This is a genomic window from Myroides sp. LoEW2-1, from assembly GCF_009767705.1.
GTDB classification, from domain to species: domain Bacteria; phylum Bacteroidota; class Bacteroidia; order Flavobacteriales; family Flavobacteriaceae; genus Flavobacterium; species Flavobacterium album_A.
Genome location: NZ_WSPP01000328.1, coordinates 1 through 12,999, shown reverse-complemented (window position 1 = coordinate 12,999; position 12,999 = coordinate 1). Strand labels below are relative to the sequence as shown.

Genomic DNA, 12,999 nt, shown 5'->3' with positions numbered 1-12,999 from the left:
ATCTATTAGAATATTTATGGATTAGATTAGAGTTTTGCGGAAAGCTCTTTTTTAGTTGTGTCTAAAAATGTATCTTTGTTGTAAATTATAAAAAGGATGATAAAATTAATTAACGAGCTAAAAACAAATAGTAATATTGTTTTTGTTATTGGAAAAGAAACGATTGATACTACAAATTTTCCTGTAGTAATTTTTGATTTTGCAAAAGAGTTTCAAGCAAGCGATAAAGAGGAGGACTTTGCAAAGATTGGTGGTCAGTATTTCTTCTTTGTCAAAGAAAATGAGAACTTAGAAAAGATGCGTTTGGCAGGTTTTAACGTTCGCAAACAGCTTGACAAGAAAGCTAATAATATCACAGTGGTAGGTAATGGCACTGGGACGTTGGCAGTGGTAGAAGGATTAGCTTTATCAAATTATCAATTCTTAAAGTACTTTAAAGAAGCAGCTGAAATGAAGTATGCCTTAGAAACAATTGAGGTTAAAGGGCAGTTTTCAGTTAAGGAAATAGAAGATCTTCAAAACACGATAAAAGCAGTTTATTGGGCTCGTACAATGGTAAATGAACCAGTAAACTTTTTGAATGCTACACAGTTGGCAACTGAAATAGAAGTTTTAGGTAAAGAAGCGGGATTCAGTGTGAAAGTTATGGAGCGCAAAGAAATCGAAGACCTAAAGATGGGTGGTTTATTGGCAGTTAATAGAGGTTCTGTAGAGCAACCTACTTTTACGATTATGGAATATAAGCCTGCTAAACCAGTAAACGCTAAACCGATAGTTTTAGTTGGAAAAGGTGTGGTATATGATACAGGGGGATTGAGTTTGAAACCAACAGCAGGATCAATGGATTCTATGAAGAGTGATATGGGAGGAGCTGCTTGTATGGCAGGTACTATCTATGCTGCTGCTTTGAACAAATTGGACGTACACGTGATTGGGTTAATTCCAGCTACTGATAACCGTCCAGGAGGAGATGCTTATGCACCAGGAGATGTGATCACGATGTACGATGGAACAACAATCGAGGTGTTGAATACAGATGCTGAAGGACGTATGATTTTAGCAGATGCTATTGCTTATGCGACTAAGTATGATCCACAAGTGATTATTGATGCAGCTACACTTACTGGAGCAGCATTAGTAGTGGCTGGAGATACGGCATCTTGTATTATGGGTAACGATGAGCAGATTATCGATGCTATCATCGCTTCAGGATACAATGTACACGAGCGTTTAGCTAAGTTACCTTTCTGGGATGACTATAAAGACTTGTTGAAATCTAACGTAGCAGATATGAAGAATATCGGTGGACGTTTTGCTGGTACTATCACAGCAGGTAAGTTCTTAGAACACTTCGCAAAAGCACCTTATGTACATATCGATATCGCTGGTCCAGCATGGATGGATGCACCAAGAGATTACAAAGGTAATGGTGGTACAGGAAGTGGAGTACGTACTCTAGTTGACTTCTTGACTAACTACAAAGGATAATATCTGATTAGGATATAAAGTAAAAGGCGTTCGAAAGAACGCCTTTTTTTGTTTATTTTTTCACAAGAACTTTAATTGTTTTGTAAGTGTATTTTATCTCCGATACTTTACCTCTATTATTTACTGTGCTTATTACAGTCGAAGTTTCTAGATAATCATCCTTATCATATGTGTTTTGATGAGTAAACTTATCATTGTAAGTTTGGTCTGAAGGCTTATAATCAAAGGTAGTTCCTGTTACGTTGTGAGGACTACGAATTAAAAACTGCTCTTCAGTTTCAAAAAATTCTATTGAATAGGCTTGATCGCTTATATTCATATTAGTATAAGGGGATTTTTTGTCGTCATAAGTGATAAGTTCTATTATTCCATTACTATTAACTTCAATAAGATTTCCTCTATCGTCATATTTGTAAGTCGTTTCTTGATCAGTTTTGTCTGTGGAATTTTTTGTTCGAATTAGCTGTCCTTTTGGATTGTAATAGAATGAGTATAATGATTTATTTCCTTCAGTTTCATTTGTAATTGCATCTGCTTTAACTATTCTATTATTTTCATAAATGTACTGTAAATCCCAATATTCGTATTTTTTATCAGTAGTGTAGGTTTCTAATGTCATAGCAAAAGGGAGATTATTCTCATATGTGTATGTAAGTATTTCTTTTTCTACTTCATTTTTTCCATCAAAGGATTTAGTGATTTCCTCTGTATTATTAACAGTACCATCTTCATTGTAAAAGAATGTAATAGTGATATCTTCAATGTGTTTTTCATTATCATATGAAGAGTATACGAAGTTGTCTATTACTTTTAATTCTTTGATCTCTATACCTGGATCTACTTCTTCTTTGCCTGGTTCTGTAATAGAATTGTCATCAGAGGAACAGTTTACCGCAAACATACCTACTAGGCATAGTGCTAGTATTCTTAAATTGTTTTTCATATTTAAATTTTTTAACAAAATTAACTAAAATATCCTTATTGTCAAAAGAAGGGTAAATTTTGTATCTATAAGCCGAGTTCAGTGTATTTATCATATTTTTGTCATCTTATAAAAAATTATAACAATGATTAACTTAGCAGAAACAACCACGTTTATACCTGTAGATAAAGATAATATACACTTAATTCTTCCTTTAGCAGAGAAGATATGGGAGGATACTTACCTTCATATTATCGGGCAAGAACAGATAGACTATATGCTACCGATGATGTATAGTGACGAGCGTATCTTAGGTGAACTAAAAGAAGGGTACCAATGGGAACTGTTAATGCAAGGGGATGAGTTATTAGGCTACACGAACTATAAGCTTATGGAGGACAATCGTGTGTTTCTTTCTAAGTTGTATACTAATGTGTATAAACAGGAAAAAGGCTTGGGGCATTTTATGTTTCAGCATGTAGTAGACTATGCTAAACGAGAGGGAGCTACTGCTGTATATCTTACAGTAAATAAAAATAACCAACGCGCTATAGATTTCTATATCCGCAATAATATGAAGTGTATAGAGTCTAAGACTTTTGATATCGGTTGTGGATATGTAATGGATGATTATATCTATCAGTTAGATTTATTATAACAAAAAAGGTTAGCCATTGGCTAACCTTTTTCTATTTTACCACTGTTTTATTTGTTTATCGAAAAGAGTTAAAAGGATCTACATGTGATAAAAGATTGTTGGTTTATTATTTTTATTTAGTTTAAATAATTTATTATCTTCGCTTGAAATTAAAACATTAAACTATGAGATCATCAACAATAAATCCTGATTTCGATCAACATAAAGTAAAGCCTAAAGCTCCTAAAATAGAAGAATTAGTAAACTCTGTAAAGTCAGTAATGCTTGCGACGATTAATGAGGATGGTACTCCTTTAGTAAGTACAGCTCCTTATTCAAGAGTTGGCAATGAATTTCAGGTTTTGGTTTCCTTCATGGCCAAACACACTAAGAACTTGAGAGATAGAAAAACGGTATCTATCATGTTCGTTGAAGATGAGAGTACATCTAAGCAGTTGTACGCTCGCCACCGTTTAACAATAGACTCAGAAGCAGTTTTAGTGGAAAAAACAAATCCTCTATATGATAAAGCTATTCAAGATCTTAGAACAAGACATGGTAAAGTAGTAGAAGTCCTTGATAATTTGGAAGACTTTATTATGTTTAATTTTAAGGTAATTAAAGGATCTTATGTGAATGGATTCGGTAGTGCATACTTCGTAGATGAGAATTTAGAAGTGATGGAGCACAGAAGAGGTGCTCATGGTCAACATAATATTGATGTGAAAAAATAGACAATATTTAGTTAGAATATAAAAGGTCTTTATGCGTCTTGTCATAAAGGCCTTTTTTTGTTTTGTCGTAAAATAATGTAGTTTTGAAGGAATTTAAAAAATAAGTATGTCATCAGAAAAAGTTCATATTCGCTGCTCTCATTGTGGAACGTTTAGTGTAAATGCGGAATACTGTACGCATTGTGGACAGGCGCTGAATATTGTAAAACAACGAGAGGAAAGGAGAAAAGATGACGAGAGGGACCGCATTGCTAAAGCCTTAGCGGAGGAGCCTTCTGCAATAGAAAAGTTTTTACTCAAGATGACTAAGCACCCCTGGTTTGTGATACGCGTATTTTTTAAATTGATATATGGGATATGGTTTGTTGTGATGGCTATTGCAATGCTCTTGGCTTGGTTAATCGGTATGATTGTAGCATGAGTGTATTAAAGAGTTGGTTTTTTATCTTGATAGTGCTTATTGGATCTAGTGTATATACTTTACAAAGAATTGGTGTCGTCCTACCAGTGTTTGTAAACAATTACTTGAATGATATACTTTCTATCCCTATTGTTTTATCAATTATTCTCATCGTCGTTAGATTGATTAGAGGCAACTCCTTTCAGTTGTCACTTTGGATGATTATTAGTGTAGTACTTTATTTTAGTTTTTATTTTGAATACTATATTCCCCAATTTAACCCTCGCTACACTGCAGATATTTTAGATGTAGGCTGTTATCTGTTAGGGGGAATTACTTTTTATTTTGCACAGCGTTATTGTATACCTACTTAAATTTATTTTGAGTGCTATTTCTGTTGATTGAAATAAAGAAAATAACAAGTGTATGAACAACAAAAAAAGAAATACCTTTAGCCTTGAAATTTTGACTAAGTCGAGTAGTCAATCTTAAAGTTTAATATCAATAGCTAAAGTGACGTATGATAAAAGTATTTTATACTGATTATTATGAGAATATTGCCGAAGAAAACCTTGAGTTATCTTTAGACGAATGTGTGGAAATATTCGAAGAAACAATTCATCTCGTGGATAATTTTGTTGGAATTCAAGTAGGAAAACACACCATGATGTTTCACCGTGATGAAGAACAAATTTTAGTTGAGGTGCTCAATCCTCCTACTTTGGTAAATCCACAGATGTATGCAAGCAAAGAACAATGTCTTACAATAATTCAAGAGATTTACGCTAAAGAGCAACTCTTTGTTTATCCTCAAATGAAGTTAGTTGATGTTAGAAAAGAGAGTCTAAACGATGTGTTAGAAAGAGGGGAGTAAATAGGGTTTTTATCTTTTCGCAAGGTAATACGCGATTTTAAATAAAAAAATGACAGTTAACAACTTTTATATCATGTAGATATAATTTGTTAACTGTCATTTTTGAATATTAAGCCTGTTGGTTTTTATTGCTTAAGATGACTAAAGTCACGGCTCCAAGAACGAAAAGTAGTCCAGTAGCAGACATCCAGTCGAAGTGCTCTGCGAAGAATAAGGTACCTACTAGTACAGCTACTACTGGTTCCATAGATCCTAAGATAGAGGTAACGGTGCTACCTGCGTGCTTCACTGCTAGTACTAGACATAAGTCAGAAATGAAGGTAGCGAATACTCCTAATAGGATAAGATTAATCCAATCACTCGTTAGTGTCACCGTCTGTATTCCTGTCGTGAAAAGACAGTAGAATAAGAAGATTAAACACCCCATTAACAATACATAGAAGGTCAATGAATCAAAGTTCATCTCTGATATTCTAGATTTATTTAAGCCTACGATATACAGTCCATAAGTGAATATTGTCAGGGCAGAGAGTACTAGACCTGTGATCAGTGAAGGTGAAGCCTCACCGTGTATACACATCATACCCACTCCCACTAGAGATAGAATAGATGCTACCAAGAGTGCGATAGACTTCTTCTCCTTATAGAACATAATCATGACTATACTGACGAATATTGGGTATAAGAAGTGTACAGTAGTGGCTAGTCCACTATCTATATACTCATACGCATCGACTAAGAATTTGGCTGTTGCGGCATACAATAACGCCAAGAAAAAGACGACTGCTAGATCTTTAATAGAAATTTTTAAGCTTGTTTTTTTGTACAAACATACTGCGCCCATAGTCACAGATGAAAATAAGAATCGATAAAATAGAATGGTCGGTATGCCTATAGCAACCACTCCTTCTGGTCGCAAGTTCGGCAGTATCAATGGTAAGGAGAACAAAGGCACCAAACCAAATGTACCCGAAGAAATCAATGCGAATAGAATTCCTTTAAGGTTTTTCATTGTTTTAAAAATCTTTTAATTAAAAATCTGCGCAAAGGTACATTTTCGAGACGGAGTATAGAAGTAGGTGGTATATTATTGTTAATCTCTTGTTTTACTTGGGATAGGACCGTTTATTTTGATAAGAGATTTGGTAGAGAAAAATTAAGATGATAACGTTTTTCGTAATAATTTTAGAATAAGATAATGAAGGAATAGCGTATCTTTAACATAAAATTCGATATGAGGAATATGTTGATATTGGCCTTTATACTTATTTCTGTCTCTTGTTTAGGGCAAATACCTACAGATTGGCAAGTGGATGGGGTAAAGGGAAAGGTGAAGAATATGGAAATAGTTATGAATGGGGTAGGTGAAAGTGCATACTTTAAAGAAGTAAATGTTTATAATGAAGAGGGGTATTATCTATCTAAAAAAATGTCAGTTTCTGATGATAAAGCACCTGATGTTACTATGTTTTTAAATATGATGGAGAACTATGAACCATATAAAGGTAATAAAAGAAGTACGACAAGCTTTTTAGGTGATAAAGTAGAGATAGCTAAGGGGACAGAAGAGTGGCAGTCAGATAGTGTTCGCCTTAATATTAGTAATGGCATTTCGTGGGGAGAAAGTAGTGAAGAAAAAGAAGTTTTGATTAACATAACTACTGAAACATTTAATGAAAAAGGACTTTTAGTAAAAAGTTTGTACGAAGATGAATTTAGAAGTTCAACCGATTTGCCAGGTAAAAGATTAGAGACAGTTAATACGTTCAATACAGAAGGATATTTAATTAGTTTTAGAGTAAATGATTTAAATAAAAATACATCTACAGAGTTGAAAGTGGTAAATGTAGAACTAGATATTAAGGGAAATGTAATAGTACAAAAGCATTACGAGGATGATGTATTAGTGCTTAATAAAACCTTCACCTACGAATATTACGATTAATAAAAAAGGCTAAAGTAAAGGAAATGAAAAAGTGTTTACTGTTTATGCTAGTGTTAGTACTAACGAGTTGTACTAAAGATACCATTACCCCTATACCTGATACGCAGTTAGAAGGGTTAAATGGAAAGGTGAAGAGTAGAGTGGCTAATAGTTTCGTTGCTTTATTAGGAGCAGCAAGTAAGCAAATCACTCTGTATGATGAGCAAGGATATAAGATATCAGAAGAGGTGCTCTTAGATGAGACTAAGACAGGAGAATATTCTTTATTGGCTAGAATGGAATATACATCTTATCAAGATAGTACTAGAATTAGTAAAACGTATGGGGCAGATCATAAGTTATATGATGTGACAACAACTAAGTGGCTTACTAGGGATGAGTATATGACAACGATAGATAATGAAGAAGAAAAAGGACAGATACATAAGGAGGTAGTAAAGACAGATGATAAGGGGAGACAATCCTATAAGGTAGTATTAAGAGAGTATATAGGTAAAAGTCAGGTGGATACTATATCTAGGAATATATTCGAGTATGATGAGAAGGGGTATAAAGTGTTGGAGAAATCAAGTTTTATGACTGAGTCTTATGGTAAGATTAAAGTAACTAATTTAACATTCGATAAGTATGCTAATGTAACAAGACAAAAAATATCTAGTGAGGACATAGATGCTAATTATGAATTAGAGTATACCTATGAATATTATGAATAAGATAGTAACGTTACTGTGTATAATGCTGTTTGCGTCTGCACAGGCACAACCACTCACGGATTGGCAGTTGATGAACCTGAAGGGTAAGGTCAAAAGACTTAAAGTACATACTTATACTGATAGATCAAATATTAAATGGGGTGATGATACAGATTATAACTTTGATGATAAGGGGTATATACAATCTGTAACAGCATATAGTATAGGTGAGAGTACGGGGCTAAAAATTATTAAAAAGAGTTTAGTCTATGGTGCCTATGAGAATCAAAAAAGAGAGATTAAAGGAATTAGCGGTTTTACCAATAGAGATTATCATGAAGTACAGGAATGGTTATACCCTACTGAGTATCGCAGTACTATTTATGCAGTTTTTCCATCGAATAATAATAAAACTATATTGGGCAGATGTGATGCTGAAGGTAGACTGATTTATGAAACGAATAAGACGCATGATATGGGTAGCGAAGAAATGTATGAATATAGTGAAGAAGGACAGCTCGTGTGTATAGTCATTACCACTGATGATTTATTCGTTCAGTATACTGAGGTAGCACAAGGAGCATTAGATGCTATGGGCAATCCTATGGAGACAGTCTATAATCACCGAGATGGTTTTATAACTACGATAACTTATACCTATGAATATTATGAATAAGATAATACCGCTTTTGTGTATACTGGTATGTATAGTTAACAGATATAAGCACAGTACCTATAGACTTACAATTATCAGGTATAAAAGATAAAGTAAAGTCTATGCTATAGTTAAGAATTTTACCAGTGGGTATAAATCACGGCCCCCTAAATCTAAAAAGGGAAATGAAGTGCTAAATCGAAGATATGGAATATATAAGATCTTAGGGGGATTTATTTGTCTATTAAAGTATTTTTTTATTTGGAGTAAAAGTGTTAATTTTCTATGTTAAAAATAATATATAAAAGATATGAAGAAGTTAGTGTTATTGTTGTTGTTAATATCGGTGGCCAGTTGTAAGACGGAAGATAGTAAGGTTCAAAATGATTTACAAGTAGAAGGATTACAAGGGAAAGTCAAAACGTATACAAAAATAACTACAGATTTACAGAAGTTTGAAACTCAAAAAAGTGTTTACCACTTTAATACAGATGGGTTTATTACAAGTGTAGAAGGCTATTTAGTTGTTCAAGAACCAGAGGTTGGAAACGTTGATTTGTCCGTTTCAAAGATTGATTACGAACCATATAAAGGAAACAAAAGAGAACTGAAAGTAAAAGGGATAGAGGGTGTTTCTCCGATTATATCTACAGAGGAATGGAATTCAAATAACCAGTTAATCACCTATCAAAAGAATGGAGATTTTATATCTAATAAAATACATTCTTTCAACGATAAAGGACAATTGCTATCTATTGAAAGTAATGGAACTGTATCTGATATAGCGTTTAACATAGTGGAAAGTTATTATTATAATGATGATAATACAATCCAGAAAGTGATCAGAGAGGATAGAGATAGTGAACAAAAGCGAGAACAAACCTATAAAGTATGGGGCAAGGATAAAGAGGGGAATCCTGCTGTGTTAGAAAAATCAGTAAAGGATCTTGTCGTATCAAGAGTTCTCTATGAATATGAATATTACGAATAGATATAAGGTGCTTGAAGCACCTTTTTTTATGTGAATTTGTTAAAGATTGTCACTTTTTATAGATAAGTGAGTAGTTCTGTTGTACTGAAGGTACTAATTGTGTATTTTGCTAGCCTATAATTTTATTAAAACTAACCAAAATGAGAATTAACAAGGCTATAAAAGTAGGAGTACTTGGAGTAACTTTATTTTCAAGTTCATTTATTTTTTCGCAAACAACACAAGATCCAATTGTTGAAGCAATTGTCAAAGAAGGGACAGCTAATTCCCAATTAAAGAATTATGCATTTGAACTAATGGACGTCATTGGGCCTCGCTTAGTGGGAACACCACAAATGATGCAAGCACATAATTGGGTAAAAGACCAATATATCGCTATGGGATTAGAAGCTCGTAATGAAGAATATGGAACTTGGAAAGGATGGGAAAGAGGTACTACTCAGATTACGATGACCTCTCCAAGGTTAAAAAGCCTTGAAGGAACGCAGTTAGCATGGAGCCCCGCAACTAAAAAGCAAGGAGTTGAGGCAGAAGTGGTTTTACTTGTGGATGCAAAGAACACTACAGAGTTTAACTCTTGGTTATCTACGATTAAAGGCAAGTTTGTCATGATCTCAATGCATCAAGAGAGTGGAAGACCAGACTATCAGTGGAAGGAGTACGCTACAGAAGAATCTTATACAAAAATGACAGTAGCAAGAACCGCAGCATCAAAGGCATGGTCTCAACGCCTTAAGAATACCGGGTTTACTGAAAAGGAATTACCTAAAGTATTAGAAGATGCAGGTGCTGCAGGAGTAATAAAGTCATCTTGGAGTGGGGTAATGGGGGCGAATAAAATATTCGGAACAGATACTAATAAAATTCCAGTAGTAGATTTGTCATTAGAAGATTATGGACTACTCTACAGATTGGCGGAGAATGGAATTACTCCAAAGGTAAATATCAATGCGCAGTCTAAGGATCTTGGAACTGCCAAAACGTATAATACCATAGCAGAGTTTAAAGGAAGTGAAAAAGCAGATGAATATGTTGTTCTTTCTGCACATTTAGATAGTTGGGATGGTGGAACAGGAGCAACTGATAACGGTACTGGAATTATCACGATGATGGAAGCAGTTCGTATTTTGAAAACAGTTTTGCCGAATCCTAAGCGTACCATTTTGATTGGAAACTGGGGAAGTGAGGAGCAAGGATTGAATGGATCTCGTGCATTTGTTGCAGATCACCCAGAACTGCACGACAAGATTCAAGTAGTTTTTAATCAAGATAATGGTACTGGACGTATTGCAAATATTTCGGGACAGGGATTCTTACACGCTTATCAATATCTATCAGATTGGTTATATGCAGTACCTACTTCGTTTAAGCAAGATCTTAAAACACATTTTCCTGGTTCTCCTTCTGGAGGAGGATCTGATCACGTTTCATTTGTGAGTAAAGGTATACCAGGTTTTATGTTGAGTTCATTGAGTTGGGGATACGGACAATATACTTGGCATACCAATAGAGATACTGCAGATAAAATCGTGTATGACGATATACAAAATAATGCTATCCTGATAGCTATATTAGCCTATAAGGCGAGCGAACAAGAAGAATTAGTTTCAAGAGAAAAGGTTGTTCTTCCTTTAAATGAAAAAGGTGAACGTCAACAATGGCCTGTTTCTAAGGGACCAAAACGCAAACAAGAGTAAAGAAAAGGGATACTGAACTCAGTATCCCTTTTTTAGTTTTATTAGAAAGTAGCCGTATTTGATCTCTTTTGGATACTTTTACTTGATGATGTGTTAAAATGTGTTCTGTTTAAGAGGTATTGTGAATTTATTTTTTTTATTTTGTGTTAAAATGAGATAATATGAAAAAAATAGCTTTGGTTTTAACAGTGGTATTAAGTAGTTTGGCTTTTAGCTGTTCTTCTGATGACGGTGGAATGACAGTAAACGATAAAGATGTAACTGCGGATTTTATTAATACTCATATGGTAGATAAATCTGGAAAAGAGTATACCAGTTTTAATTATAAAGTCGTGTCTACAGCAAATTTAGCACTGGATGGACGATTGGAATTAACGACAGTAAAGAATGAAGTATTTAAGTCTGACTATTTTCAGATTAGACCTAATGGCAACGTAGTTGTACCTGTTTTGGTTGAAGGTAAAGTAGGAGGTGAAGAATACATTAAAAGTAAAAAAGTATATGTAAGTCCAGCTAAGCCTATCACAGATCCGATTTATCCTAAGTTATAGGTAAACTTGGTTTGCAAAGATGGCTATTTTACTGTAAGGTAACATAATATGCAACAATTGTAAAATAGATAAATGAAAAAGAGGGCATCTAAATTTTAGATACCCTCTTTTCTTTTGGACAGTGATATATTGCCTTAATTATCTTAAGCTTCGATTATGTGTTAGCCCATTAGGAGAAGATGATTTTGATTTAAAGCTCATTTATTAGTTTGTTAATATTACTATAGTGCGCTTATTATCAATAAATGCAAACTCCATGATGCATATAATGACCTTTTGTTTATGGGTTTATCGTATAATCGAGAATGATCTCTTTTTGTATAGCTTATTTAAAAGCATCTTTTATTACTTTTCCTTTTGCGTATTCTAAAGGAAATTCTAATAATTCAGCTACAGTGCTTGCTACGTCAATTTGCTCGTAGTTTCCAGTTGAAATAGTAGCGTTTTGTTTAAAATCAGGTCCCATAGCAAAAAACTCTATATGACGACATCCTGTACAATCATCTCCGTGATCTTTAAAACCTGTTTTGTGCCCGTCAATGTGTCTTCCATGGTCATTAGATACGATTAATGTTGTTTTGTCTTTGTATTGAGGTAGTGCTTGGATATAGTCCCAAATATCCTTAATTGATTGGTCAGTAATTTGAATAGATTCGATGTACTTCTTCCAATTATTTCCGTGTCCATAAGAATCGACATCCTTTAGGTTAACTACGATTAGATTTGGAGAATGTTTAACCATGACATCTCTTAAGTTATTCATGGTAACCATATCTTCTCTATATCCTGTTCCGTTACCTGCTATACCAGCATCCGTTGCAGGCATATATTTATTGTTCCACTCTTGTTGTTTGCTATTGTTTAGTACAGCTAATTTATCTTTAGAAACGATTACCCATGCTTTTAGGGAGTCTGCTTTGCTGTGTTTTAACCACTGTTGTAGAACAGAAGGATAAGTAGGTAATTCTTTACCATTGTTACTTATAGTATCGTACACTCCCGTTATAAGTGCAGTATGCCCCGCATTCGTATTCGTCATACCATTGTTTTGGAAGTTGTTGATAAACACCCCTTGCTTGAGTAGTTCTACGCGATTTGGGATGTATTGTTGTTTTTCTTCTAACCATGTCTCAGACATTCTTGGCCCGTCAATTGAAAGAATAATCACATTTTCTGTTTTGTACTTTTTGCCTGGTTCTTCTGGTTTCTCGATTGGTTTTTCGTTGTCAGTGATTTTAGTGCTGTTGTCGTCACTTGAGCATGCCATCAAGGTAAAAAGTGCTGAAAATAGAATAATTGTTTTTTTCATTTTTTATCATTAGCGTCCGATAAAAATTAAAATCACTTCTTTTTTATTTTTATCTAATTGGTTTTCATTTCATTGTGCTTTTTATTTTTTCGTTTCTCAAAACT

14 protein-coding genes are annotated in these 12,999 nt (G+C 34.0%); 11 read left to right on the top strand and 3 right to left on the bottom strand.

Translation table 11 applies throughout. From position 1 onward, the window contains the following. Positions 1 to 96 precede the first annotated feature (96 nt). Positions 97 to 1,488 (top strand): leucyl aminopeptidase family protein, encoded by a 1,392-nt coding sequence (locus tag GOQ24_RS15460; protein WP_155091338.1) that lies wholly within the window; start codon positions 97 to 99, stop codon positions 1,486 to 1,488. Between the two features lie 52 nt (positions 1,489 to 1,540). On the opposite strand, the gene GOQ24_RS15455 is transcribed toward GOQ24_RS15460, so the two are convergent. Next, positions 1,541 to 2,389 (bottom strand): RHS repeat protein, encoded by an 849-nt coding sequence (locus tag GOQ24_RS15455; protein WP_160340088.1) that lies wholly within the window; start codon positions 2,387 to 2,389, stop codon positions 1,541 to 1,543. Between the two features lie 166 nt (positions 2,390 to 2,555). Here GOQ24_RS15455 and GOQ24_RS15450 point away from each other — a divergent pair, with 166 nt between their 5' ends. From GOQ24_RS15450 to GOQ24_RS15435, 4 genes are all read left to right on the top strand, one after another. Further along, positions 2,556 to 3,068: a GNAT family N-acetyltransferase gene (locus tag GOQ24_RS15450; protein WP_155091340.1), complete on the top strand. Its 513-nt coding sequence runs from the start codon at positions 2,556 to 2,558 to the stop codon at positions 3,066 to 3,068. Between the two features lie 164 nt (positions 3,069 to 3,232). Further along, complete coding sequence (locus tag GOQ24_RS15445; RefSeq protein WP_155091341.1) at positions 3,233 to 3,781, top strand: HugZ family protein; 549 nt, start codon at positions 3,233 to 3,235, stop codon at positions 3,779 to 3,781. Positions 3,782 to 3,887: 106 nt separating this feature from the next. Further along, complete coding sequence (locus tag GOQ24_RS15440) at positions 3,888 to 4,202, top strand: hypothetical protein (protein ID WP_160340087.1); 315 nt, start codon at positions 3,888 to 3,890, stop codon at positions 4,200 to 4,202. A 499-nt stretch (positions 4,203 to 4,701) separates the two neighbouring features. Next, positions 4,702 to 5,055 (top strand): hypothetical protein, encoded by a 354-nt coding sequence (locus GOQ24_RS15435; RefSeq protein ID WP_155091343.1) that lies wholly within the window; start codon positions 4,702 to 4,704, stop codon positions 5,053 to 5,055. Positions 5,056 to 5,164: 109 nt separating this feature from the next. On the opposite strand, the gene GOQ24_RS15430 is transcribed toward GOQ24_RS15435, so the two are convergent. Continuing rightward, positions 5,165 to 6,067: a DMT family transporter gene (locus GOQ24_RS15430; RefSeq protein ID WP_155091344.1), complete on the bottom strand. Its 903-nt coding sequence runs from the start codon at positions 6,065 to 6,067 to the stop codon at positions 5,165 to 5,167. A 222-nt stretch (positions 6,068 to 6,289) separates the two neighbouring features. Here GOQ24_RS15430 and GOQ24_RS15425 point away from each other — a divergent pair, with 222 nt between their 5' ends. From GOQ24_RS15425 to GOQ24_RS15400, 6 genes are all read left to right on the top strand, one after another. Further along, entirely contained in the window at positions 6,290 to 7,000 is a 711-nt protein-coding gene (locus GOQ24_RS15425) for a hypothetical protein (protein ID WP_155091345.1), read from the top strand. A 23-nt stretch (positions 7,001 to 7,023) separates the two neighbouring features. Continuing rightward, entirely contained in the window at positions 7,024 to 7,713 is a 690-nt protein-coding gene (locus GOQ24_RS15420) for a hypothetical protein (protein WP_196216215.1), read from the top strand. Then, the gene (locus GOQ24_RS15415; RefSeq protein WP_155091346.1) at positions 7,706 to 8,368 is read left to right on the top strand and encodes a hypothetical protein; all 663 of its coding nucleotides are present in this window, start codon (positions 7,706 to 7,708) and stop codon (positions 8,366 to 8,368) included. The genes GOQ24_RS15420 and GOQ24_RS15415 overlap by 8 nt, the downstream gene beginning before the upstream one ends. Positions 8,369 to 8,657: 289 nt before the next feature. Beyond that, complete coding sequence (locus GOQ24_RS15410; RefSeq protein ID WP_155091347.1) at positions 8,658 to 9,338, top strand: hypothetical protein; 681 nt, start codon at positions 8,658 to 8,660, stop codon at positions 9,336 to 9,338. Between the two features lie 140 nt (positions 9,339 to 9,478). Next, positions 9,479 to 11,035 carry a M20/M25/M40 family metallo-hydrolase gene (locus GOQ24_RS15405; RefSeq protein WP_160340086.1) on the top strand — a complete coding sequence of 519 codons (1,557 nt, stop codon included), beginning with the start codon at positions 9,479 to 9,481 and terminating at the stop codon, positions 11,033 to 11,035. 161 nt (positions 11,036 to 11,196) lie between these two features. Beyond that, the gene (locus tag GOQ24_RS15400; protein ID WP_155091349.1) at positions 11,197 to 11,586 is read left to right on the top strand and encodes a hypothetical protein; all 390 of its coding nucleotides are present in this window, start codon (positions 11,197 to 11,199) and stop codon (positions 11,584 to 11,586) included. 325 nt (positions 11,587 to 11,911) lie between these two features. On the opposite strand, the gene GOQ24_RS15395 is transcribed toward GOQ24_RS15400, so the two are convergent. Continuing rightward, complete coding sequence (locus tag GOQ24_RS15395) at positions 11,912 to 12,895, bottom strand: alkaline phosphatase family protein (RefSeq protein WP_155091350.1); 984 nt, start codon at positions 12,893 to 12,895, stop codon at positions 11,912 to 11,914. Positions 12,896 to 12,999 lie beyond the last annotated feature (104 nt).

Coding starts and splice junctions, on each gene's coding strand:
- GOQ24_RS15460 (WP_155091338.1), top strand. CDS start 97: ATGATAAAATTAATTAACGAGCTAAAAACAAATAGTAATATTGTTTTT.
- GOQ24_RS15455 (WP_160340088.1), bottom strand. CDS start 2,389: ATGTTTGCGGTAAACTGTTCCTCTGATGACAATTCTATTACAGAACCA.
- GOQ24_RS15450 (WP_155091340.1), top strand. CDS start 2,556: ATGATTAACTTAGCAGAAACAACCACGTTTATACCTGTAGATAAAGAT.
- GOQ24_RS15445 (WP_155091341.1), top strand. CDS start 3,233: ATGAGATCATCAACAATAAATCCTGATTTCGATCAACATAAAGTAAAG.
- GOQ24_RS15440 (WP_160340087.1), top strand. CDS start 3,888: ATGTCATCAGAAAAAGTTCATATTCGCTGCTCTCATTGTGGAACGTTT.
- GOQ24_RS15435 (WP_155091343.1), top strand. CDS start 4,702: ATGATAAAAGTATTTTATACTGATTATTATGAGAATATTGCCGAAGAA.
- GOQ24_RS15430 (WP_155091344.1), bottom strand. CDS start 6,067: ATGAAAAACCTTAAAGGAATTCTATTCGCATTGATTTCTTCGGGTACA.
- GOQ24_RS15425 (WP_155091345.1), top strand. CDS start 6,290: ATGAGGAATATGTTGATATTGGCCTTTATACTTATTTCTGTCTCTTGT.
- GOQ24_RS15420 (WP_196216215.1), top strand. CDS start 7,024: ATGAAAAAGTGTTTACTGTTTATGCTAGTGTTAGTACTAACGAGTTGT.
- GOQ24_RS15415 (WP_155091346.1), top strand. CDS start 7,706: ATGAATAAGATAGTAACGTTACTGTGTATAATGCTGTTTGCGTCTGCA.
- GOQ24_RS15410 (WP_155091347.1), top strand. CDS start 8,658: ATGAAGAAGTTAGTGTTATTGTTGTTGTTAATATCGGTGGCCAGTTGT.
- GOQ24_RS15405 (WP_160340086.1), top strand. CDS start 9,479: ATGAGAATTAACAAGGCTATAAAAGTAGGAGTACTTGGAGTAACTTTA.
- GOQ24_RS15400 (WP_155091349.1), top strand. CDS start 11,197: ATGAAAAAAATAGCTTTGGTTTTAACAGTGGTATTAAGTAGTTTGGCT.
- GOQ24_RS15395 (WP_155091350.1), bottom strand. CDS start 12,895: ATGAAAAAAACAATTATTCTATTTTCAGCACTTTTTACCTTGATGGCA.